Here is a 21,608-nt window from a genome sequence, read left to right as displayed (position 1 = left end):
CGTCGGCGGGTTTGCGAGGGCAGGCGACCATGGAGTGGTGATCCGCTTTCTGCTGAACCTCCTGTGGCTCGTCTTCGGCGGCGGCTTCGTCCTGGCCCTCGGCTACGGCATCGCCGCCCTGATCTGCTTCGTCCTCGTCGTCACCATCCCGTTCGGCGTCGCCTCGCTGCGGCTCGCCTCGTACTCGCTGTGGCCGTTCGGCCGCACCCTCGTGTCGAAGCCGGGTGCCGGGCTCCCCTCCGGACTGGCGAACGTGCTCTGGCTGGTGCTGGCCGGCTGGTGGCTGGCCCTGTCGCACATCCTCGCCGGCATCGCGCTCTGCGTGACGATCATCGGCATCCCCTTCGGGGTGGCGAACTTCAAGCTGGTCCCGGCGGCGCTGTGGCCACTCGGCCAGGAGGTCGTCGAAACGCCGTAACCGCACCGTCGGGCCGCCCGCCTCACCGTGCCGACTGACCAGCATAGGCCGGCACGGCCGAAGGGCCGACCGCCAGTTGCAGGCAGGCGGCGGTGTCGCCGCCAGTCGGCGCGGCTGACGGATCGGCCCGCCGATCCCCTGCCCCGGCCGTCCACCCTTCCCAGCCACGGGGAATTCGCCGGCCACTGGAACGCCATGGGTGTCTCCCGCCCTGTTTGACACCCACGGCGTTCCACTCACACCACAGTCGCGCGGCGACGTGACGTTCGCGGCCGAGGACCACTCGCGAGCATCTCGGCAACCAGGATCCGTGTCCTGCGATGCGGGACGGCATCGAGATCTCGGTACGAAGTGGCCCCTCTGAGGGCCGTTTCGTACCAAGATCTCGCGGGCCCCCCGACCGCGACGAGGGCCCAGCCGCCGCGAGACCGGCACCTCACCGCAGCGGCCAGCTCCCCGTTCGCGGCGGGCGATCGGCGTTGCTAACCGTGCGAGCGGCCTCACCACCTCTGGAGCATCCTAGGAGGGTGGGGTGATCTCGCAACGTCGGCGGCGGGAAGGATGCGAATGCGGCTCGCACCAGCGCGGCGCTGGCTAGCGTCGAGGGGGTGCGAGACGGAGTGATCGAGGCGCTCAAGGCGGACCCGGCGATGTCCGGTCTGCGCCGGTCGCTGGACTTCTACCACGGCGACCCGGCACGCGAGGCCGCCCTCGACGCGTTCTACGCCCCGCTGGTCCGCGCCGGCGACCTGGTCTTCGACGTGGGCGCGCACGTGGGCGACCGGCTGGGCAGCTTCCGCCGCCTCGGTGCGCGCGTGGTGGCGGTCGAGCCGCAGCCGCTGTGCGCCCGGGTGCTGCGCGAGATGTACGCGGGCGACGACGGCGTGACAGTGGTGGAGGCGGCGTGCGGGCGTACCGCCGGGCCGGTGCGACTGCACGTGAACTCGGCCAACCCGACGGTCTCCACCGCCTCCCCCGGGTTCGTCCGCGCCGCCGACGGGGCGCCCGGCTGGGCGGGCGAGACCTGGGACGCGCAGATCGAGGTGCCCGGCACCACGCTGGACGCGCTCGTGGCCGCGTACGGCGTACCGGCGTTCGTGAAGATCGACGTGGAGGGCTTCGAGGACGCCGTGCTGGCCGGGCTGAGCCGGCCGGTCCCCGCGTTGTCGTTCGAGTTCACCACCATCGCGCGGGTGGCGGCGGCGCGCTGCCTGGACCGGCTCACCGCGCTCGGCTTCACCCGGTTCACCGTGGCGATCGGTGACGAGATGGAATTCGCGCTACCCGGCTGGCGTCAGGCCGCCGCTGTGGCCGCGTACCTGCGCACGCTGCCGGACGAGGCCAACTCAGGGGACGTGTACGCCCGTCCCTGAGCGTCCATTTCGGACAGTCCTAGACGAGGAAACAAGGCATCGACCCTGCTCATCGCCGTGATCGGCGGAGTAGCAGCCCGGGCACTTTTTTCAAGGCTCGAACTTAGCAGTGCATCGTTACTCATCTGTGATTGACGTGAGCCGCGCCACTTGGGTTGACTGCCACGGAACCGCTTCCGCAACCGGTTCCGAAACACCCCGCTCATCCCTGCGACCCGGGAGCGTCACGTGCCGATCACCATCGCCGACGTCGCCACCCGCGCCGGGGTGAGCAAGACGACGGTCTCCCGGGTGCTGAACGGCAAGGGCGAGGTGCACATGCGCACCGCCGACCGTGTCCGCGCCGTGATCAGCGACCTCGGATACGTGCCGAGCGCCCGCGCGGTCGGGCTGGCCCGGGGCCGTACCCGGGTGGTCGGGATGCTGGTCCCGGCGCTGACCTGGCCCTGGATGGGCGAGGTGCTCCAGGGCGCGGCCGACGTGGTCGAGGCCGCCGGCTACGGCATGCTGCTGTTCACCTGCACCCACGGCGACGAGTCGATGCGCCGGTTCGCCTCCCAGGTCTCGGCCAAGTCGTTCGACGGCCTGCTCGTGGTCGAACCCGAGGGGACGCTCGACTACATCACCGAGCTGCACCGGCGCGGCCTGCCGGTGATCCTCATCGACGACCGGGGCCACCAGCCCGGCTTCCCGTCGGTGCGGACCACGAACGAGGCGGGCGCACGGGCCGCCGCCACGCACCTGCTGGCACTCGGCCGGCGACGGCCGCTCGTCGTCACCGGCCTGCGCCGGTTCGGCTGCACCCGGGAACGGCTCGCCGGGTTCGCCGGCGCCTATGCCGACGCGGGCGTACCGGTCGACCCGGACCGGGTGGTGGAGGGCGACTTCACCTTCGAGTGCGGGCGCGCGGCGGTGCGGCGGCTGCTCGCCGACGGCGTACCGTTCGACGCCGTCTTCGCCCACAACGACCTGTCGGCGGCCGGGGCGTTGCAGGCGCTGCGCGACGCCGGGCGGCGCGTCCCGCAGGACGTGGCGGTGGTCGGCTTCGACGACCTTCCGCTGGCCGGGCACACCCACCCTCCGCTGAGCTCCGTGCGCCAGCCGCTGCGGGAGATGGGTACGGCAGCGGCCCGCCTGCTCATCGGCCACCTCACCGGCACCCCGCTGCCGGACACCCCGACCGTCATCCCGACCGGCTTCACCGCCCGCGACTCGACCCGCGTCACCTGACCCCACCCCGCCGTACCGGCGACCACGCCGGCGGACCCGCCCGCCGGTGGCACCACCGCACACCCTCCATCCACCACATCCCGCCCGAGGACTGCGGGACCACCGAGGGAGACCTCCATGAGAAGACGGCAACTCCTCGCCCTCGCGCTGGCCGGCGCGATGGTCACCGGCGCCGCCGCCTGCGGCGACAGCCCGAACGCGAACAAGAAGAGCGGCCAGGCCGCGACAGTGCTGAACGTCGGCATGCCCAACGGCCCGCAGGCGGAGAACAACAACCCGTTCCTCACCACCTCGGCCGCCGCGTCGCTGGGCTACCGGTGGCAGATCTACGAGCCGCTGATGATGTGGAACCCGGTCAAGCCGGCCGAGCCGTTCAAGCCGTGGCTGGCCACCAAGGCCGAGTGGTCGTCGGACTACAAGACGGTCAAGGTGACCGTCCGGGAGAACGCCACCTGGTCCGACGGGCAGAAGGTCACCGCCGAGGACGTCGCGTTCACCTACAACCTGGTGAAGAAGTTCCCGGCCCTCAACGACCAGGGCGTGCCGTACACCGACGCCGTGGCCAGCGGCAACGAGGTCACCATCTCGATGGCCAGCCCGCAGTTCGTCAACCAGCAGAAGGTGCTGTGGCGGGTGCCGATCGTGCCGAAGCACCTGTGGGAGAAGATCGCCGACCCGGCCACCGACCCGGTGAAGCAGCCCGTCGGCAGCGGCCCGTACACGCTGAAGTCGTTCACCCCGGCGAGCATGACGCTCGCGGTACGCGACAGCGGCTACTGGCAGGACGCGCCGAAGGTCAAGGAGCTGCGGTACACGTCGTACACCGACAACAGCGCGCAGACCACCGCGCTCGCCAACGGCGAGTCGGAGTGGAGCTTCGTCTTCATCCCGAACTACCAGACCGTGTTCGTGGCGAAGGACCAGAAGAACCACAAGATGTGGGCGCCGCCGGTGCTGGGCATCCACGGCCTCTACCTGAACACCACGAAGAAGCCGTTCGACGACCCGACGCTGCGTAAGGCGATGAACATGGTCATCGACCGGGCGGACATCTTCACCACCGCCGAGGCCGGCTACTTCCACCCCGAGGTCAAGAGCGTGACCGGCCTGCCCAGCCCCGCCGGTGACTCGTTCATCGCGCCCGAGTACAAGGGCCAGGAGCACAAGGTCGACGTCGAGGGCGCCAAGGCGCTGCTCACCGGCGCCGGCTACAAGCTGGACGGCACCACGCTGAAGGACCGCAGCGGCAAGCCGGTGACGATCCGCCTCACCGACCCGGCCGGCTGGTCCGACTACCAGACCAGCCTGGAGATCGTGAAGGGGAACCTGGCGAAGATCGGCATCGCGGCCACCGTCGACAAGGCCAACCAGGACGCCTGGTTCCGCAACGTCGAGCAGGGCAACTTCGAGGCCACGTTCCGGTGGACCGAGAGCGGCGCCACGCCGTACGACATCTACCGGACCGTCATGGACGGCCGCGTGCTCAAGCCGATCGGCACCGCCTCCCCGGCGGGTAACTTCGGCCGGTTCCAGAGCAAGGAGGCCACCGACGCGCTGGTGTCGTACGCCAACGCCACCGACGACGCCACCCGCACCACCGCGCTGGCCACCCTGCAGAAGATCTTCGTCGAGCAGATGCCGATGATCCCGGTCGGCGCGGACAACATCGGCGGCGCGTACAGCACGAAGAACTGGACCGGCTGGCCGGACGACTCGAACCCGTACGGCGCGCTCCAGCCCACCCAGCCCAACGCGGTGGACGTGGTGCTGCACCTCGAGCCGGCCAACGGCTGACCCGGTGCCGCCGGCCCGGCCACGATCGCCCGGCCGGGCCGGCGGCACTCGCCCCTCGCTACCGGCAACCCCAGACAGGAATGCGGCATGACGTTGACCGAGAGCGCACCGGCGCCGGCCGACGAGGTGGTGCTGGAGGCCGTCGGCCTGACCAAGCACTTCCCCGTCCGCCGGCGGTTGCGTGACCTCCTCTCCCGCACCCCGGCGGTGGTGCACGCCGTCGACGACGTATCGATCGCGCTGCGGCGTGGCCGGGTGACAGCGCTCGTCGGCGAGTCCGGCTCGGGCAAGTCCACAGTGGCCCGGCTGCTGGCCCAGCTCTACCCGCGCACCGCCGGCGACATCCGGCTGCACGGCGAATCGATCCGGGTACGCGGCGGGCGCCGGTTCCGGGCGTACGTGCGCCGGGTGCAGCTGATCCTGCAGGACCCGTTCGCCTCGCTGAACCCGGTGCACACGGTCCGCTACCACCTGACCCGGTCGCTGCGCATCCACGGCAACGCCGGGACCGGGCCGGACGGGCTGGAGAAGGCGCTCGCCGACCTGCTGACCCGGGTCGCGCTCACCCCGCCGGAGCGCTACCTGGACGCGTTCCCGCACGAACTGTCCGGCGGGCAGCGCCAGCGCGTCGCGATCGCGCGGGCGCTCGGCGCCGACCCCGAGGTGCTGCTCGCCGACGAGCCGGTGTCGATGCTCGACGTGTCGATCCGCCTCGGCGTGCTCAACCTGCTCCAGGACCTCAAGGGCCGGCTCGACCTGGCGATCCTCTACATCACCCACGACATCGCCTCGGCCCGCTACTTCGCCGACGAGACGATCGTCATGTACGCCGGGCGGATGGTCGAGGGCGGCGACAGCGAGACGGTCACCCAGCGCCCGGCCCACCCGTACACCCGGTTGCTGATCGAGTCGGCGCCGGACCCGGAGCGGATCACCGGCGCGGGCGGCGACGGCGCGGCGGCGGGCGAGCGGGGGCACGGCGAGCCGCCCAGCCTGATCCGCCCGCCGGCCGGGTGCCGGTTCCACCCGCGCTGCCCGGCGGCCATGCCGCGCTGCGCCACCGACCTGCCGCCGCCGATCCCGGTTGACGACGCGCCCGGCCACTGGGCCGCGTGCTGGCTGTTCGACGCCGAGACCGTCGCGACGCAAAAGGCCGGAACGGAGGCGGCCCGATGAGGTTCCTGCTGCAACGGGTGGCCTTCTACCTGTTCACCGCCTGGGCGGCGATCACGCTCAACTTCTTCATCCCGCGGATGGTGCCGGGCGACCCGGTGCAGTCGCTGATCTCTCGCAACCAGGGGCGGATCAGCGCCGACGCGATCGCGTCGCTGCGGGTGCTGTTCGGGCTGGACTCCGACCGTTCGCTGTGGGAGCAGTACGTCGCCTACTGGGGACAGCTCCTGCGCGGCGACCTGGGCCTGTCGTTCACGTTCTTCCCCGCCCCGGTGTCGGAGGTGATCGGGAGCAGCCTGCCGTGGACCGTCGGCCTGGTCGGCGTCACCACGATCGTCAGCTTCCTGCTCGGCACCGCGCTCGGCGTCGGCGCCGGCTGGCGGCGCGGCTCGTGGATCGACGGGCTGCTGCCGGCCACCACGTTCCTGTCCTCGATCCCGTACTTCTGGCTGGGCCTGGTCGCGATCGCCCTGTTCGCCGGGCCGGGCAGCTTCTTCCCCTCCTCCGGCGGCTACGAGCCGGGCCTGGTGCCGGCGTTCGACGCGTACTTCGTGCCGAGCGCGATCCAGCACAGCATCCTGCCCGCGGCGACCATCCTGGTGTCGTCGATGAGCGGCTGGATCCTCAGCATGCGCAACATGATGGTGACCGTCGCCAGCGAGGACTACATCACCGTGGCGCACGCCAAGGGGCTGTCCGAACGCCGGGTGGCGCTGAGCTACGCCGCCCGCAACGCGCTGCTGCCCAACGTGTCCGGGTTCGCGCTGTCGCTGGGTTTCATCGTCGGCGGCACGCTGCTCGTGGAGATCGTCTTCTCGTACCCGGGGCTGGGGTTCCAGCTCTTCCAGGCGGTGGGATCGAAGGACTACCCGCTGATGCAGGGCATCTTCCTGATCATCACGATCTCCGTGCTGGTGGCGAACCTGCTCGCCGACGTGGCGTACCTGCTTCTCGACCCGCGGACCCGAAAGAGCTGAGCGATGACACTCTCCCCGTCCAGCATCGAGCAGGTCATCCCCGGCCAGGGAGCGATGGCGCAGCCGTCGGCCCGGGCCCGCCGCCGCCGGTTCCGCTTCGTCGCAAACGCCAAGGCCGCGACCGGCCTCGCCGTCCTCGGGGTTTACGTGCTCCTGGCGGTGATCGGGCCGTGGATCGCGCCGTACGACCCGGACGCGCGCAGCGCCGACGTGCTCCAGGCGCCCTCGGCCCGGCACTGGTTCGGCACCACCCACCTCGGGCAGGACATCTTCAGCCAGATCCTGGTCGGCGCGCGCAGCGTGATGGTGGTGGGCCTGACCGCCGGCGTGCTCGCCACGATCCTGTCCGTCCTCATCGGCGTGACCGCCGGCTACCTGGGCGGCGCAGCCGACGAGGGCCTGTCGGCGGTGTCGAACGTGTTCCTGGTGATCCCGGCGCTGCCGCTGATCATCATCGTCACGTCCCTGGTCGACCAGGCCAGCGACACGCTCGTGGCGCTCATCATCGGCCTCACGTCGTGGGCGTGGGGCGCCCGGGTGCTGCGCGCCCAGACGCTGTCGCTGCGCCGCCGCGACTACGTCGAGGCGGCACGGGCCACCGGCGAGCGGACCTGGCGGATCATCGGCTTCGAGATCCTGCCCAACCTGACCGCGATCATCGCCTCCGGCTTCGTCGGCACCGTCATCTTCGCGGTGATGTCGGAGATCACCCTGGCGTTCATCGGTGTCTCGTCGGTGTCGTCGTGGAACTGGGGCACGATCCTGTTCTGGGCGCAGGGACAGCAGGCCCTGGCGCAGGGCGCCTGGTGGTGGTTCGTCCCGGCCGGGCTGGCCATCGCGCTGCTCGGCACCGCGCTCGCGCTGATCAACTTCGGCATCGACGAGTTCGTCAGCCCGCGGCTGCGCACCGGCGGCCGGACCCGGATCCGTACCGCCGACGGCCGCACCGTCGCGATGCGCGTCGGATTCACCCCGGTGCTCGCACCGAACCCGGCGCCGGTCCCGATGCAGCGGACGGCGGACCCCATCGGAGAGGACGCGAGCGCATGAGCGACCAGGTGCTGGAGATCCGCGGGCTGTGCGTCGACTACGGCGTCGGTGCGGACGCGGTCCGCGCGGTCCGCGACGTCGACCTGACGCTGCACCGCGGCGAGGTGCTCGGCCTGGCCGGGGAGAGCGGCAGCGGCAAGTCCACGCTCGCGTACGGGCTGACCCGGCTGCTGCCCCCGCCCGGCGTGGTCAGCGGCGGCCAGGTGATCTACCACCCCGCCGACGGCCCGCCGGTCGACGTGCTCACGCTCAGCCCGGCGAAGCTGCGCGAGTTCCGCTGGGCCGAGACGTCGATCGTGTTCCAGGGCGCGATGAACTCGCTCAACCCGGTCCACAAGGTCTCCACCCAGCTGCTCGACGTGATCCGGGCACACGAGCCGAAGAGCACGGCGGCGGGACGGCTGGCCCGCGCGAAGGATCTGCTGCGCCTGGTCGGCATCTCCGCCGACCGGCTGGACAGCTACCCGCACCAGCTCTCCGGCGGCATGCGGCAACGGGTCATGATCGCGATGGCGCTGGCGCTGGAACCGCAGGTGGTCATCATGGACGAGCCGACCACCGCGCTGGACGTGGTGATGCAGCGGCAGATCCTCGGCCAGCTCGCCGAGCTGCGCGAACGCCTCGGCTTCGCGGTCCTGTTCATCACCCACGACCTGTCGCTGCTTGTCGAGTTCTCCGACCGGATCGCGATCATGTACGGCGGCCGGATCGTCGAGGAGGCGCCCGCCGCCCGGCTGTACGCCGAACCGCTGCACCCGTACACCGAGGGGTTGCTGCACTCGTTCCCGGCGCTGCACGGACCGCGCCGCGAACTGACCGGCATCCCCGGCTCCCCGCCGGACCTGCGCGCCATGCCGTCCGGCTGCGCGTTCCATCCCCGCTGCCCGAAGGCGTTCGACGGGTGCGACGAGCAGGTGCCGGTGCTCGGCGCCCCGCGCGTCGACGACCCGGCGCGGGCCGTCGCGTGCCGGCTGCACCCGGCCGTCGCGCCCCTGTCCCGCTGACCCGCCCGACACCACCACCCGCTACCCGCGAGGAGAACCATGGACACCGATCTCACCCGCCCGTCGCCGGTCGCCGGCGCGGACCCGATCGACACGCTGCCGCCGACCTTCCGGTGGGGGGTGGCGACGTCGTCGTACCAGATCGAGGGCGCGGTGGCCTCCGACGGCCGCACCCCGTCCATCTGGGACACGTTCTGCCGGGTGCCGGGCGCGGTGGCGAACGGCGACAACGGCGACGTGGCGTGCGACCACTACCACCGGATGCCGCAGGACGTCGCGCTCATCGCGGACCTGGGACTGGACACGTACCGGTTCTCGGTGGCCTGGCCGCGGGTGCAGCCGGGCGGGCGCGGTCCGGCGAACGTGGCCGGGCTGGCCTTCTACGACCGGCTGGTGGACGAGCTGCTCGGCCGGGGCGTCGAGCCGTGGGTGACGCTCTACCACTGGGACCTGCCGCAGGAGCTCGAGGACGCGGGCGGCTGGCCGAACCGGGACACCGCGTACCGGTTCGCCGACTACGCGGAGCTGGTCTTCGCCGCGCTCGGCGACCGGGTCCGCACCTGGACCACGCTCAACGAGCCGTGGTGCTCGGCGATGCTCGGGTACGCCTACGGCGACCACGCCCCGGGCCGGCGGAACCTTGGCGACGGCATCGCCGCGGCGCACCACCTGCTGCTCGGGCACGGGCTGGCCACGCGGCGGCTGCGCGAGGCGGCCCGGTCCCCGATCGAGCTGGGCCTGACGCTGAACCTGTCCACCGCCGACCCGGCCACCGACAGCGCGGCGGACCGGGACGCGGCGCGGGCCGCCGACGGGCTGGCCAACCGGCTCTACCTCGACCCGGTGCTGCGCGGGGAGTACCCGCAGGACGTGATCGCGGACCTGGCCGCCGAGGGGGTACGCATCCCCGTCGAGGAGGGCGACCTGGACGTCATCGCCACCCCGATCGACGTGCTCGGGGTCAACTACTACTTCGGGCAGCTGCACTCCGGCGTGGACGAGCAGGGCCGGGACCGCGACGACGACGGCAGGCCGGTGCGCCGGGTGGTCCGCCGCGACCTGCCGCGTACCGCGATGGACTGGGAGATCGTGCCGGAGTCCTTCACCGACCTGCTGGTGCGGCTGCACCGCGACTACCCGGGCACCCCGATGGTGATCACCGAGAACGGCGCCGCGTTCGACGACGAGCCGGACGCCGACGGATTCGTGAACGACGACGACCGGGTCGGCTTCCTCACCGAGCACCTGCGGGCGGTGGCCCGGGCCCGGGTGGCCGGCGCCGACGTGCGCGGCTACTTCGCCTGGTCGCTGCTGGACAACTTCGAGTGGGCGTACGGCTACGACAAGCGGTTCGGCATCGTCCGGGTCGACTACGACACGCAGCGCCGCACCCCCAAGCGCAGCGCGCTGTGGTACCGGGACACCGTGCGGCGGGTCCGCGGGCGGCGCTGACGCCGCCGCGTGGGGCCGGGCCCGGTCAGTGACGGCGGCCCGGCCCCCACGCCGGGCCCGGGCGGGCGGCCGGGTCGCGGGGCACGCCGCCGTCGCGCAGCAGCCGGGTCATCGGCAGGGTGGCCGCGCCCATCGCGACCGCGTCCGGTCCGAGCCGGCACAGCTCGATCGAGGTCTGCGCGTACGGCTGCCGCAGCGCGTGCCGCGCGGTGGCCGCGCGGATCGCGGGCAGGTGCCGTTCGCCCAGAGCCAGCCCGGCCCAGCCGCCGAGCACCACCCGCTCCGGGTTGAACAGGTTGACCAGGTTCGCCACCCCGGCGCCCAGGTAGCCGACCGTCTCGTCGATCACCTTCGCGGCGGTGCTGCCGGTGGAGCGCAGCAGCTCACCGAAGGCGGTCTCCTCGTCCGCGCCCGGTGCCGGGCGGCCCCGGTTGGCGTGGCGGAACCGGTCCAGCACCGCCTCCGCCCCCACGTACGCCTCCAGGCAGCCGAGGTTGCCGCAGCGGCAGCGGCGGCCCCCGTACACGATGGTGGTGTGGCCCCACTCCCCGGCGCTGCTGTGCGCGCCGCGGTAGCCGACGCCGTCGGCGACCACGCTCGCGCCGACGCCGGAGCCGACCAGGGCGACCACCGCGTGCCGGACGCCGCGGCCGGCGCCGAACCACATCTCGGCCTGGCCGAGCGTCTTCGCGCCGTTGTCCACGTGCACCGGTACGTCGGTGCCGGCGCGCAGCATCGCGCCGAGCGGCACGCCGTCCCAGCCGAGCGTCTGGGCGTGCACCACGGCGTCGGCGGCGCGCTCGACCGTTCCGGCGACGGCGACGCCGAAGCCGAGCACCGCGGCCGGGTCGACGCCCGCCTGCTCGGTGACGGCGGCGAGGCCGTGCCGCAGGTGCGCGGCGACCCGCTCGGGGTCGGGGTCGGCGGCGGCGATCGGGTACTCGGCCTTGGCCAGCGCGGTCATGCTCAGGTCGAACAGCTCCACCTGGACGCGGGTCTCGCCGACGTCGGCGCCGACCAGGTAGCCGTAGCCGGGCGCGACGCGCAGCAGCACGCGGGGACGGCCGCCGTCGGACTCGACCGAGCCGGCCTCCTCGACCAGGCCCTCGTTGATCATCTCGCCGACCAGGTTGCTGACGCTGGCCAGGCTCAGTGCGGTGGACTGGCCCAGCTCGTGCCGGCTGAGCGGGCCGTCCAGCCAGATCCGGGTCAGCAGGACCGACCTGTTGGCCCGGCGCATGTCGCGCACCGTGGTGCGTCTGGCGTCCACGTCCGCCGCCGTCCTTCCCGGCCGCCCGCGAGCGGCTTTCGTTCCTGCGTCACGCCCTGAGCGGGGTGGTGACAGGGTACGCCGCATTTACACTTAACAAAGTTAACTGATAACCTCCGGCGCATCGATGAGGAGGTATGTCATGCGACTCGGACGTGGGATGACCGCTCTGCTCGGTGGCGTCGCGCTGCTCGCCGCCACCGCCGCCGCCCTGCCCGCCACCGCCGCCACACCGACCGGCACCGTCGGCGCGCTCGTCGCCTGTGACGCGCCGGCCTGGGCCGAGGGCGTCACCTGGACCGCCGGCAGCCGGGTGACCTACGGCGGCCGGCTCTACCAGGCGCTCGTCACGCACACCCCGCCGACCGGCGCGGGCTGGACCCCGGCTGCCGTACCGGCACTCTGGACCGACCTCGGCGCCTGCACCGGCGGCACGCCGTCGCCGAGCCCCACCACCCGGCCGCCGTCGCCCTCCCCGTCCGCCTCCGCCTCCCCGACGGTCTCCCCCACGCCGACTGCGTCCCCGAGTCCGACGACGCCCGGTGGTGACACCTGCGCGCTGCGGTCCCGGCCGACCGGCAAGGTGCTCCAGGGCTACTGGGAGAACTGGGACGGCGCCGCGAACGGCGTGCACCCCGGCCTCGGCTGGATCCCGATCACCGACTCCCGGATCACCGGCCACGGCTACAACGTGGTGACCGCCGCGTTCCCGGTCATCCGCGCCGACGGCACAGTGCTCTGGGAGGACGGCATGGACGCCGGCGTCAAGGTGCCCACCCCCGCGCAGGTGTGCCAGGCCAAGGCCGCCGGGCTCACCGTGCTGCTGTCCATCGGCGGCGCCACCGCCGGCATCGACCTCAGCTCCAGCGCGGTCGCCGACCGGTTCGTCGCCACAGTGGTGCCGATCCTCAAGCGGCACAACTTCGACGGCATCGACATCGACATCGAGACCGGCCTGACCGGCAGCGGGAACATCAACCAGCTCTCCCCCTCGCAGGCCAACCTGATCCGGATCATCGACGGGGTGCTGGCCCAGATGCCGGCCGGCTTCGGGCTCACCATGGCGCCGGAGACCGCGTACGTCACCGGAGGCAGCGTCACCTACGGCTCGATCTGGGGCGCGTACCTGCCGATCGTCAAGAAGTACGCCGACAACGGGCGGCTGTGGTGGCTGAACATGCAGTACTACAACGGCTCGATGTACGGCTGCGCCGGTGACTCGTACCCGGCCGGCACCGTTGCCGGTTTCGTCGCGCAGACCAACTGCCTCGACGCCGGCCTGGTCATCCACGGCACCACCGTCCGCGTACCGCTGGACCGGCAGGTCCCCGGGCTGCCCGCGCAGGTCGGCGCCGGTGGCGGCTACATGAGCCCGGCGCTGGTGGCCCAGGCGTGGAACACCTACCAGGGCCGCCTGAAGGGCCTGATGACCTGGTCGGTCAACTGGGACGGCTCGAAGGGCTGGACGTTCGCCGACAACGTCCGCTCGTTGCAGGGCCGCTGAGACGCGGCGTGGGGCCCCGCCGGACGGGCGGGGCCCCGCGGCGGGTCAGCCGATCTTCTTCGGGGTGATCTTCTTCGGGGTGGTCGGGGAGTCCAGCCAGGCGTTGATCAGCGCGGTGAAGTCCCGGCCGGTCTCCTTGTTGACGAAGGCGATGAACGAGGCCCGGTCCTGCGGCGTGTTGCGCTGCTCCTGGACCCAGGCGCGGGCCAGCGCGAAGAACGCCTTGTCGCCGACCGTCCGGTGGATCTCGCGCAGCATCGCCGCCGGGCACAGGTAGACGTTCCCCTCGGCGAACCGCTTCGGGTCGGGCCGGCCGGGCGGGCCCAGCTTCTTGCGCAGCGCGGCGTCACCCTCGCGCAGGTACCGGTCCAGGCTGGCCTCGCTGAGCTTCAGCGTCTCCTTGGTGTACAGGTCCTGGATGTACGTCGCCCAGCCCTCGTTGAGCCACAGGTCCGTCCAGGTGGTGGGCGTGACCGAGTTGCCGAACCACTGGTGGGCGTACTCGTGCAGCAGGTCGCTGCCCCAGCGGTCCCGGCGGGCCGCGGTGTTCTCGATCTTCCGGCCCATCGTGATCATCTGCTGGGTCTCCATGCCCGACGCCGAGTCCACCACCACGACGCCGCCGGAGGGGAACGGGTACGGGCCGAACTTCTTCTCCAGCCAGGTCAGGTACTGCGGGGACTTCTTCAGGTACGGCAGCAGCTTGTCGTCCGCGCCCTTGCGGTACCAGTAGGCCAGCGGCACGCCGCGCGGCCCCGCCGCGGTCAGCTTCTGGTACTTCCCCACCGCGAGCGTGGTCAGGTAGGTCGCGACCGGGTCGGTGCTCCGGTAGCTGAACGTGGTGCCGGACTGACCGGCGGGCGTGCCGCCGGCGATTGCGGACCAGCCTGCCGGCACTGTCACCTTGATGTCGTAGAGGGCCTCGTCCGACGGCTGGTCGTTCGCCGGATACCAGGTGAACGCCCCGAACGGCTCCTGCATGGTCCAGAGGCCGCCCTCCTTGGTGACGGTGAGACCCAGGGCCTCGGTGTCCTTGCGGCGCGACGGCATCGGGGTCGTCTTCGGCCGGCCGTGGTAGGTGACCACCAGGGTCACCGGCTCGTCCGCCACCACCGGGGCGGACACGGTCAGCTTCTCCTTCGCCACCACGCCCGGAACCGTCGCGCCATTCATCGTGACGCTGTCGAGCTGGTAGGGCATGAAGTCGAGAACCAGGTTCGGCGCGTCCTTCACCGGCCGGATCCGCAGCGTGGCGGTGCCGGTGAGGGTGGTGGTCGACGGCGCCCACTCCAGCGCGAGGTCGTAGTGCAGGACGTCCAGCGCATCGGTGCCCCGGGCCGGATAGACCGGGTCGGCCACCGGCGTCGACCGCCCCGCCTGCCAGGCGGCGTAGTCGACGGCGGGCGCGGCCGGGCTCGGCGGAGTGGAGGCGGAGGGGGTCGCGGCCGGGGCGGCGGGAGCGGTGGTGCACCCGGCGACGAGCAGCGGTCCGAGGACCATGATCAGGGTTACGGGGCGGCGCATCAGCGCACCCTACGGCAGTTTTCGATCTTCGTGGGGGCGTCTCGGCTGGCACAGGTTGCGAGACCCTGCGAGGCTGGCGCTCGTGTATGACTACGACCTGCTGGTGCTGGGCTCCGGCCCGAGTGGACAGAAGGCGGCGATCGCCGCGGCGAAGCTGGGCCGCCGCGTCGCGATCGTGGACCGCCGCGACATGCTCGGCGGGGTGTGCATAAACACCGGCACCGTGCCGTCCAAGACGTTGCGCGAGGCGGTCCTCTACCTGACCGGGCTGAGCCAGCGCGACCTCTACGGCAGCAGCTACCGGGTCAAGGAGGACATCACCGTCGCCGACCTGGCCGCCCGCACCCAGCACGTGATCACCCGGCAGACCGACGTCATCCGCAACCAGCTGGCCCGCAACAAGGTCTCGCTGATCACCGGCACCGGCCGGTTCGCCGACGCCCACTCCGTCTGGGTCGACGCCGGTTCTGGCCGGGAGACCCGGGTCAGCTTCGACAAGGCGGTCATCGCCGCCGGCACCCGCCCGGCCCGCCCGGACAGCGTCGACTTCGACGACCGCACGATCGTCGACTCCGACGGCGTCATCAACCTCCAGGCCGTCCCGCGCAGCATGGTCGTCGTCGGCGCCGGGGTGATCGGCATGGAGTACGCGTCCCTGTTCGCCGCGCTCGGCACCAAGGTGACAGTGGTCGAGCGCCGCCCGCGGATGCTCGACTTCTGCGACGAGGAGATCGTCGAATCCCTGAAGTACCACCTGCGGGACCTGTCGGTGACCTTCCGCTTCGGCGAGGAGGTGGCCGCCGTGGAGAAGCACCGCAGCGCCGCACTCTGCGTCCTGCGCAGCGGCAAGAAGATCGCCGCCGACACGGTGATGTACTCCGCCGGCCGGCAGGGGCAGACCGACGACCTCGCGCTGGAGGCGGCCGGGCTCACCGCCGACCACCGGGGCCGGATCACCGTCGACGCCGACTACCGCACCACCGTCGAGAACATCTACGCCGTCGGCGACGTGATCGGCTTCCCCGCGCTGGCCTCCACTTCGATGGAACAGGGCCGGCTGGCCGCCCAGCACGCCTGCGGGGAACCGGCGCGCGGCATGTCGGACCTGCAGCCGATCGGCATCTACACCATCCCGGAGATCAGCTTCGTCGGGAAGACCGAGGAGGAGCTGACGGAGGCGTCCGTCCCGTTCGAGGTGGGCATCGCCCGCTACCGGGAGCTGGCCCGGGGCCAGATCGTCGGTGACTCGTACGGGATGCTGAAGCTGCTGGTCTCACCCGAGGACGGGCGGCTGCTCGGGGTGCACGTGTTCGGCACCGGCGCCACCGAGATCGTCCACATCGGGCAGGCCGTGATGGGCTGCGGCGGCACCGTCGACTACCTGCTCGACGCCGTCTTCAACTACCCGACGCTTGCGGAGGCGTACAAGGTGGCCGCCCTCGACGCCGCCAACAAGATCCGCAACATCACCCGCATCGACACCTGATCCCGCCCCCGCCCCGCCCGTCCCGCCCCACCTTCGTTGATCTTGCACTTTGAGCCCAGTTCGCGCCCGTTATGCCGGCTATGCCTGGGCAGCAAGTGCAAGACGCTTCTATGTGTGTGGTGATCGGTTCGGCTGGTTGCCGTTAGGGTTCGGCGTTGGTGATCACTCGGGTGACTCTCCGTTGATCCGGCTGCCCGTGGTGTGGGTGTGCCTTGTGCAAGACCTGTCCCCGGGTGATCGTCGGCGCCGGCCCGGCCCACCCTGCTGGCCTGATCAGAAGCCTGCCCGTGCGAGCACACGTGGCCCATCACAGATCTGCCGCCGAGGTGACTGCTTCCCGAGCCGACGCCGACTGTCCCGGTCGTCGCTGGCAAAGGAGCAACAATCCGAGATGACAAGGATCGTAGAGCGAGTCGCGGATCGCTACGACGTGGTGGTAGGGGTCGACACCCACACCGACACGCACACCGCCGCCGTGGTCGACCGTCTCGGCGCCGTGTTGGCGCAGGTCACCGTGCCCACCGACCCGGACGGGTTGGCCCGGTTGCTGACCTTCGCCGTCGCGCACACCCCACCGCAGGGGCGCCGGTTGTGGGCGGTGGAAGGCACCCGATCGCACGGGCAAGGGCTGTGCCGGGTGCTGGACGCTGCCGGTGAAGCGGTCTGCGAGGCACCCAAACCCCCCGCCGCGTCCCGTCGTCGGGGCGGCAAGTCCGACCACCTGGATGCGGTCGCCGCCGCCCATACGGTGCTTGCCCTGCCCGCTGAGCGCATCGCCGTGCCCCGAAGCGACGGACCACGCGAGGCACTGCGTCTGCTGCTGATCTGCCGCCGACACCACACCGATGCCCGCACCGCAGCAGTCAACCTGGTCAAAGCGTTGATCCTGACCGCCGACGACACCCTGCGCGAGGCGCTACGCGGACTATCCACCACCACCCAGATCGCCCGCCTGGCCGCCCTCGACCTACCCGAGCACACCGACCTGCCCTGCGAGGAACACACCCGCCGCCGCGAACTGACCACCCTCGCCCGGCACATCCAGACCCTCGACGCCACCCTCGCCGACAACCACCAACGCCTACGCACCCTCGTCACCGAACTGTGCCCACCCCTGCTCGACCAACCCGGCATCGGACCCGTCACCGCCGCGATCGCCCTCACCGCCTGGTCCCACCCCGGCCGCGTCCGATCAGAAGCCGCCTACGCCACCCTCGCCGGCACCGCCCCCATCCCCGTGGCCAGCGGCCGCACCAACCGACACCGCCTCAACCGCGGCGGCGACAGAACCCTCAACAGCGCCCTACACACCATCGCCCTCACCCGCCGCCGCATCCACCCCGAAACCCGCGACTACATCACCCGCCGCCGCACCGAAGGCCGCACCACCAAAGAAATCACCCGCTGCCTCAAGCGCTACATCGCCCGACAGATCTACCGCACCATCACCAACCACCACCGCACCACTTGACAACCCCACTCACAGATCGACGGGGAGAGGGGGCGGGGCGGGGGTCAGCGGCCTGTGGCGTAGCCCTGGGCGCCTCGGGGATTGGCCGCGGCGGACAGGACCCCGGTACGCGGGTCGCGGGTCACCGCGCACATGCGGCCCAGGCTCCACGGGTCGGACAGGCGGACGGTGTGGCCGCGGGCGCGCAGGCCGGACAGCACATCCGGGTCGATGCGGTCCTCCAGCACCAGCACGCCCGGCTCGACCTCGCGCGGATAGAACGACGCCGGAAAGCTCGTGGTGTGCCACGTCGGGGCGTCGATGGCCTCCTGCAACTCCTGGCCGCCGGCCAGGTGCCGCAGCAGGAACAGCAGCTGCCACTGATCCTGCTGGTCACCGCCGGGCGTGCCGCAGGCCATCACCGGCTCGCCGTCGCGGAGCACGAGAGTCGGGCTGAGCGTGGTACGCGGGCGCCGCCCCGGCCGCAGCGTCGAGGTGAGCCCCTCCTCCAGCCAGCACATCTGCAACCGGCTGCCGAGCGGGAAGCCCAGCTCCGGAATGGTGGGCGAGCTCTGCAGCCAGCCGCCGCTGGGCGTGGCGGAGATGATGTTGCCCCACCGGTCCACCACGTCGACGTGGCAGGTGTCGCCGCGGGTCACTCCGTCGGCCCGTACCGTGGGTTCGCCGGTGCTCGGGTCCTGCGGGACGGCCCGCCCGACGGCGTGGTCGCGCAGGTGCGACGGCAGCCGGGGTGACTCACCCGCCGGGCTGCCGGGGCGCAGCGACGTGTCGGCGCGGTCACCGACCAGCGCGGCCCGCGAACGGGCGTAGCCGGCCGACAGCAGCGCGGAGCCCTGCACGTCGGTGTCGCCGTACCACGCCTCCCGGTCGGCGAACGCGAGCTTCAGCGCCTCGGCCTGCGCGTGGATGCCGTCCAGGCTGGACGGATCGTAGACGGCCGGGTCGTCGAGCGCGTCCAGGATCGAGAGCGTCTGGAGCAGCACCGGGCCCTGGCCCCAGAAGCCGGTCTTGGCGATCGTGTGCCCGTGCCAGTCCAGCGTGACCGGTTCCTCCCAGGTGGCCGACCATCCGGCCAGGTCGTCGCCGGTGACCAGCCCGGCGTGCGCGCGGCCGCTGGAGTCACGGAACGGCAGCCGGCTGAACGCGTCGATCGCCTCGGCGACGAAGCCCTCCCGCCAGGCGCGCCGGGCCGCCTCGATCTGCGCCTGGCGGTCCGTACCGGCGGCCCGTCCGGCGTCGACGAGGCGGCGCAGCGTGTCCGCGTACGCCGGGTTGGTGACCATCTCCCCCGGCGTGGGCGGGCGGCCGTCGCGGAGCCAGAGGCGCGCGGAGGTCGGCCAGTGGTCGGTGAACAGCGACCGGACCCGCGCGACGGTCTGCCCCGCGGCGCCGACCAGCGGGTGGCCGGCGGCGGCGTAGCCGATCGCCGGTTCCAGCACCTCGGCGAGCGTGCGGGTGCCGTGGTCGCGCAGCAGCAACAGCCAGGCGTCGACGGCGCCCGGCACGACGGCGGCGAGCGGGCCGGCGCCCGGCACGAGGTCAAGGCCGAGCGACCGGAAGTGCGCCACAGTGGCGGCCGCCGGCGCGGGGCCCTGGCCGCAGAGCACCCGCGGGGTGGGGTCGGTCGCGGTGGCGAGGATCGCGGGCACCTCCCCGGCCGGGCCGTTGAGGTGCGGCTCCACGACGTGCAGCACGAACCCGGCGGCGACAGCGGCGTCGAAGGCGTTGCCGCCGCGTTCCAGCACACCCATCGCGGACTGGCTGGCCAGCCAGTGCGTGGACGAGACCATGCCGAACGTGCCGCGCAGCGTCGGCCGGGTGGTGAACGTCATCGGCGGTGAGCCTACGCGGTGCCGGCGGCGTCCGCGCGGGTCGTCGCGCCCTCCTCCCCCGGGCCGCCGTCGCGCTCGGCGTCGAGCGGGAACAGGCACGCCGCGTGGTGGCCCGGGCCGACCTCGGCGAGCGTCGGATCGGTCTCGGCGCACGCGGGTCGGGCCTGGGGACATCGGGTACGGAAGCGGCAACCACTCGGCGGGTCGACCGGGCTGGGGATGTCGCCGGTGAGCACGATCCGGCGGCGCTCCCGCTCGACGCGCGGATCGGCCACCGGCACCGCCGACAGCAGCGCCGCCGTGTAGGGGTGGGCCGGGTGCCGGTAGATCCGCTCCGGTGGGCCGGTCTCGACGATGCGGCCCAGGTACATCACCGCGATCCGGTCGCTCATGTGCTCGACGGCGGCCAGGTCGTGCGCGATGAACAGGTAGGTCAGCCCGAGGTCGCGTTGCAGGTGCCGGAGCAGGTTCATGATCTGCGCCTGCACGCTCAGGTCCAGCGAGGCGATCGGCTCGTCCAGGACGAGCAGGTCCGGCTCCCCGGCCAGCGCCCGGGCCACGCCGACGCGCTGGCGCTGGCCGCCGGACAGCTCGTGCGGATAGCGGCCGGCGGTGTCGGCGCGCAGGCCGACCAGGTCCAGCAGCTCCGCGACCCGGGCCCGCCGGGCGGCGGCGGACGCGGCGAGCCGGTGCACGACCAGCGGCTCGGCGATGCTGTCACCGACCGTCCGGCGTGGGTCGAGGGACGCCTGCGGATCCTGGAAGACCATCGCCACGCGGCGGCGCGTCGCGCGCAGGCGGCGGCGCGACCAGCGGGTCACGTCCTCGCCCGCCACCCGGACCCGTCCGCCGGTCGGATCGACGAGCCGCAGCAGCGCCAGACCGGCTGTGGACTTGCCGCTGCCCGACTCCCCGACGAGCCCGAGCGTCTCGCCCCGGCGTACGGCGAGGCTGACGCCGTCCACCGCGCGGACCGTGCCGGCCGGGGTCGGGAAGTGCACCTTCAGGTCGTCCAGTTCGGCGACCACGTCCGGGGTGTCGGCGCTCATCCGGCCTCTCCACGGTAGAAGGTGCGGACCGTGTGCCCGTCGCCGACCGGCGTCAGCGGCGGCAGTTCGTGCTCGCAGCGGGGGTCCGCGCGGACCGGGCAGCGCGGCCAGAACGCGCAGCCGGCCGGCAGGTCCAGCGGGCTCGGCGGCGACCCGGGAATGGCCGCCAGGTCCTCGCCGCGGCGGGACGGGTCCGGCCGGGCCGCCAGCAGCGCCCGGGTGTACGGATGGGTGGGCGTGTCGAACACCGCGTCGACGGGGCCCTGCTCGACGATCCGTCCGCCGTACATGACTGCGACTGTGTCCGCGATACCGGCGACCACGCCCAGGTCGTGGGTGACCCAGACGACTGCGGTGCCCAGCCGTGCCTGCAGGTCGGCGACCAGTTCGATGATCTGCGCCTGCGTGGTGACGTCGAGCGCTGTGGTCGGCTCGTCGGCGATCAGCAGGTCCGGCTCGCAGGCGAGCGCCATCGCGATGGCGACACGCTGGCGCATGCCGCCGGAGAACTGGTGCGGGTACGCGTCGACCCGCTGGGCGGCCGACGGGATACCCACCAGTTCCAGCAGCTCCACCGCCCGGTCGCGGGCGGCGCGCCGGGTCAGGCCGAGGTGCTCCTCGGCCGCCTCGGTGACCTGCCGCCCCACCGGCAGCACCGGGTTGAGCGAGGTCATCGGATCCTGGAAGACGAACCCGACGTGCCGGCCGCGGACCTTGCGACGGCGGTCGTCGGGCAGCGCGGTCAGTTCCGTGTCGAGCAGCCGCACCCGGCCGGTGACCGTGGCGGCGCGCGGCGCGAGGCCGGTGGCGGCGAGCAGGGTCATGCTCTTGCCGCTTCCGGACTCGCCGACCAGTGCGAACGTCTCCCCCTGCCGCACCTGCCAGGACACCCCGGCGACGGCACGGACCGGGCCGCGTCGGGTGCCGACGGTCACGGTGAGGTCCTCAACGGACAGTACTGTCGAAAGGGTCGTGCTGCGCTGGCTGGGCATTCGCTCGTG

The 21,608-nt window shown here is 72.3% G+C and carries 17 protein-coding genes; 12 read left to right on the top strand and 5 right to left on the bottom strand.

Annotated features, from left to right (window positions below; translation table 11 throughout):
* Positions 1-37: 37 nt before the first annotated feature.
* The 9 genes from O7611_RS13560 to O7611_RS13520 all read left to right on the top strand — a co-directional run bounded on the left by O7611_RS13560 (position 38) and on the right by O7611_RS13520 (position 10,471).
* Complete coding sequence (locus tag O7611_RS13560; RefSeq protein ID WP_175438877.1) at positions 38-418, top strand: YccF domain-containing protein; 381 nt, start codon at positions 38-40, stop codon at positions 416-418.
* Positions 419-1,068: 650 nt separating this feature from the next.
* Positions 1,069-1,791, top strand: a complete 723-nt coding sequence (locus tag O7611_RS13555; protein ID WP_269698098.1) for an FkbM family methyltransferase — start codon at positions 1,069-1,071, stop codon at positions 1,789-1,791.
* 228 nt (positions 1,792-2,019) lie between these two features.
* Positions 2,020-3,021: a LacI family DNA-binding transcriptional regulator gene (locus O7611_RS13550; RefSeq protein ID WP_194802499.1), complete on the top strand. Its 1,002-nt coding sequence runs from the start codon at positions 2,020-2,022 to the stop codon at positions 3,019-3,021.
* Positions 3,022-3,138: 117 nt separating this feature from the next.
* Positions 3,139-4,815, top strand: coding sequence for an ABC transporter substrate-binding protein (locus O7611_RS13545; protein ID WP_269696955.1), 1,677 nt, complete (start codon positions 3,139-3,141; stop codon positions 4,813-4,815).
* 87 nt (positions 4,816-4,902) lie between these two features.
* Positions 4,903-5,991, top strand: a complete 1,089-nt coding sequence (locus O7611_RS13540) for an ABC transporter ATP-binding protein (RefSeq protein ID WP_269696954.1) — start codon at positions 4,903-4,905, stop codon at positions 5,989-5,991.
* The gene (locus O7611_RS13535) at positions 5,988-6,965 is read left to right on the top strand and encodes an ABC transporter permease (protein ID WP_269696953.1); all 978 of its coding nucleotides are present in this window, start codon (positions 5,988-5,990) and stop codon (positions 6,963-6,965) included. The genes O7611_RS13540 and O7611_RS13535 overlap by 4 nt, the downstream gene beginning before the upstream one ends.
* Before the next feature lie 3 nt (positions 6,966-6,968).
* Positions 6,969-8,015 carry an ABC transporter permease gene (locus O7611_RS13530; protein ID WP_194802495.1) on the top strand — a complete coding sequence of 349 codons (1,047 nt, stop codon included), beginning with the start codon at positions 6,969-6,971 and terminating at the stop codon, positions 8,013-8,015.
* The gene (locus tag O7611_RS13525; RefSeq protein WP_194802494.1) at positions 8,012-9,019 is read left to right on the top strand and encodes an ABC transporter ATP-binding protein; all 1,008 of its coding nucleotides are present in this window, start codon (positions 8,012-8,014) and stop codon (positions 9,017-9,019) included. Before O7611_RS13530 ends, O7611_RS13525 begins: the two co-directional genes overlap by 4 nt.
* A 39-nt stretch (positions 9,020-9,058) precedes the next feature.
* A complete protein-coding gene (locus O7611_RS13520) occupies positions 9,059-10,471 on the top strand; it encodes a GH1 family beta-glucosidase (RefSeq protein WP_194802493.1) in 1,413 nt (470 codons plus the stop codon).
* Between the two features lie 25 nt (positions 10,472-10,496).
* On the opposite strand, the gene O7611_RS13515 is transcribed toward O7611_RS13520, so the two are convergent.
* On the bottom strand, positions 10,497-11,741 hold the full coding sequence (locus O7611_RS13515) for an ROK family transcriptional regulator (protein WP_269696952.1): 1,245 nt from the start codon (positions 11,739-11,741) through the stop codon (positions 10,497-10,499).
* Positions 11,742-11,883: 142 nt separating this feature from the next.
* Between O7611_RS13515 and O7611_RS13510 the strand changes: the two genes are divergently transcribed.
* A complete protein-coding gene (locus O7611_RS13510) occupies positions 11,884-13,245 on the top strand; it encodes a glycosyl hydrolase family 18 protein (RefSeq protein WP_269696951.1) in 1,362 nt (453 codons plus the stop codon).
* 45 nt (positions 13,246-13,290) lie between these two features.
* Here the strand turns inward: O7611_RS13510 and O7611_RS13505 are convergent, their stop codons facing one another.
* The gene (locus O7611_RS13505) at positions 13,291-14,769 is read right to left on the bottom strand and encodes a M1 family metallopeptidase (RefSeq protein ID WP_269696950.1); all 1,479 of its coding nucleotides are present in this window, start codon (positions 14,767-14,769) and stop codon (positions 13,291-13,293) included.
* An 82-nt stretch (positions 14,770-14,851) separates the two neighbouring features.
* Between O7611_RS13505 and sthA the strand changes: the two genes are divergently transcribed.
* Together sthA and O7611_RS13495 are read left to right on the top strand one after the other, a co-directional pair.
* Complete coding sequence (gene sthA, locus O7611_RS13500) at positions 14,852-16,255, top strand: Si-specific NAD(P)(+) transhydrogenase (RefSeq protein ID WP_194802489.1); 1,404 nt, start codon at positions 14,852-14,854, stop codon at positions 16,253-16,255.
* 391 nt (positions 16,256-16,646) lie between these two features.
* Entirely contained in the window at positions 16,647-17,726 is a 1,080-nt protein-coding gene (locus tag O7611_RS13495; RefSeq protein ID WP_194802082.1) for an IS110 family transposase, read from the top strand.
* A 44-nt stretch (positions 17,727-17,770) separates the two neighbouring features.
* Here O7611_RS13495 and O7611_RS13490 read toward each other — a convergent pair whose 3' ends face one another.
* From O7611_RS13490 to O7611_RS13480, 3 genes are read right to left on the bottom strand one after another with little or no spacing between them, the layout of a single operon-like run.
* On the bottom strand, positions 17,771-19,558 hold the full coding sequence (locus tag O7611_RS13490; protein WP_269696949.1) for a gamma-glutamyltransferase family protein: 1,788 nt from the start codon (positions 19,556-19,558) through the stop codon (positions 17,771-17,773).
* Between the two features lie 11 nt (positions 19,559-19,569).
* Positions 19,570-20,607, bottom strand: coding sequence for an ABC transporter ATP-binding protein (locus O7611_RS13485; RefSeq protein WP_269696948.1), 1,038 nt, complete (start codon positions 20,605-20,607; stop codon positions 19,570-19,572).
* Positions 20,604-21,599, bottom strand: coding sequence for an ABC transporter ATP-binding protein (locus tag O7611_RS13480; RefSeq protein WP_269698095.1), 996 nt, complete (start codon positions 21,597-21,599; stop codon positions 20,604-20,606). The genes O7611_RS13485 and O7611_RS13480 overlap by 4 nt, the downstream gene beginning before the upstream one ends.
* Positions 21,600-21,608: the final 9 nt, after the last annotated feature.

The sequence above is a fragment of the Micromonospora sp. WMMC273 genome (assembly GCF_027460285.1).
Classification (GTDB): Bacteria; Actinomycetota; Actinomycetes; order Mycobacteriales; family Micromonosporaceae; genus Micromonospora; species Micromonospora aurantiaca.
This window is presented reverse-complemented; position numbering and strand designations above follow the sequence as displayed.

Bases quoted from the DNA above. Each gene is read 5' to 3' on its own strand.
- O7611_RS13555 (WP_269698098.1), top strand. From the start codon at position 1,069: ATGTCCGGTCTGCGCCGGTCGCTGGACTTCTACCACGGCGACCCGGCA.
- O7611_RS13545 (WP_269696955.1), top strand. From the start codon at position 3,139: ATGAGAAGACGGCAACTCCTCGCCCTCGCGCTGGCCGGCGCGATGGTC.
- O7611_RS13540 (WP_269696954.1), top strand. From the start codon at position 4,903: ATGACGTTGACCGAGAGCGCACCGGCGCCGGCCGACGAGGTGGTGCTG.
- O7611_RS13535 (WP_269696953.1), top strand. From the start codon at position 5,988: ATGAGGTTCCTGCTGCAACGGGTGGCCTTCTACCTGTTCACCGCCTGG.
- O7611_RS13530 (WP_194802495.1), top strand. From the start codon at position 6,969: ATGACACTCTCCCCGTCCAGCATCGAGCAGGTCATCCCCGGCCAGGGA.
- O7611_RS13525 (WP_194802494.1), top strand. From the start codon at position 8,012: ATGAGCGACCAGGTGCTGGAGATCCGCGGGCTGTGCGTCGACTACGGC.
- O7611_RS13520 (WP_194802493.1), top strand. From the start codon at position 9,059: ATGGACACCGATCTCACCCGCCCGTCGCCGGTCGCCGGCGCGGACCCG.
- O7611_RS13510 (WP_269696951.1), top strand. From the start codon at position 11,884: ATGCGACTCGGACGTGGGATGACCGCTCTGCTCGGTGGCGTCGCGCTG.
- O7611_RS13505 (WP_269696950.1), bottom strand. From the start codon at position 14,769: ATGCGCCGCCCCGTAACCCTGATCATGGTCCTCGGACCGCTGCTCGTC.
- O7611_RS13495 (WP_194802082.1), top strand. From the start codon at position 16,647: ATGACAAGGATCGTAGAGCGAGTCGCGGATCGCTACGACGTGGTGGTA.
- O7611_RS13490 (WP_269696949.1), bottom strand. From the start codon at position 19,558: ATGACGTTCACCACCCGGCCGACGCTGCGCGGCACGTTCGGCATGGTC.
- O7611_RS13485 (WP_269696948.1), bottom strand. From the start codon at position 20,607: ATGAGCGCCGACACCCCGGACGTGGTCGCCGAACTGGACGACCTGAAG.
- O7611_RS13480 (WP_269698095.1), bottom strand. From the start codon at position 21,599: ATGCCCAGCCAGCGCAGCACGACCCTTTCGACAGTACTGTCCGTTGAG.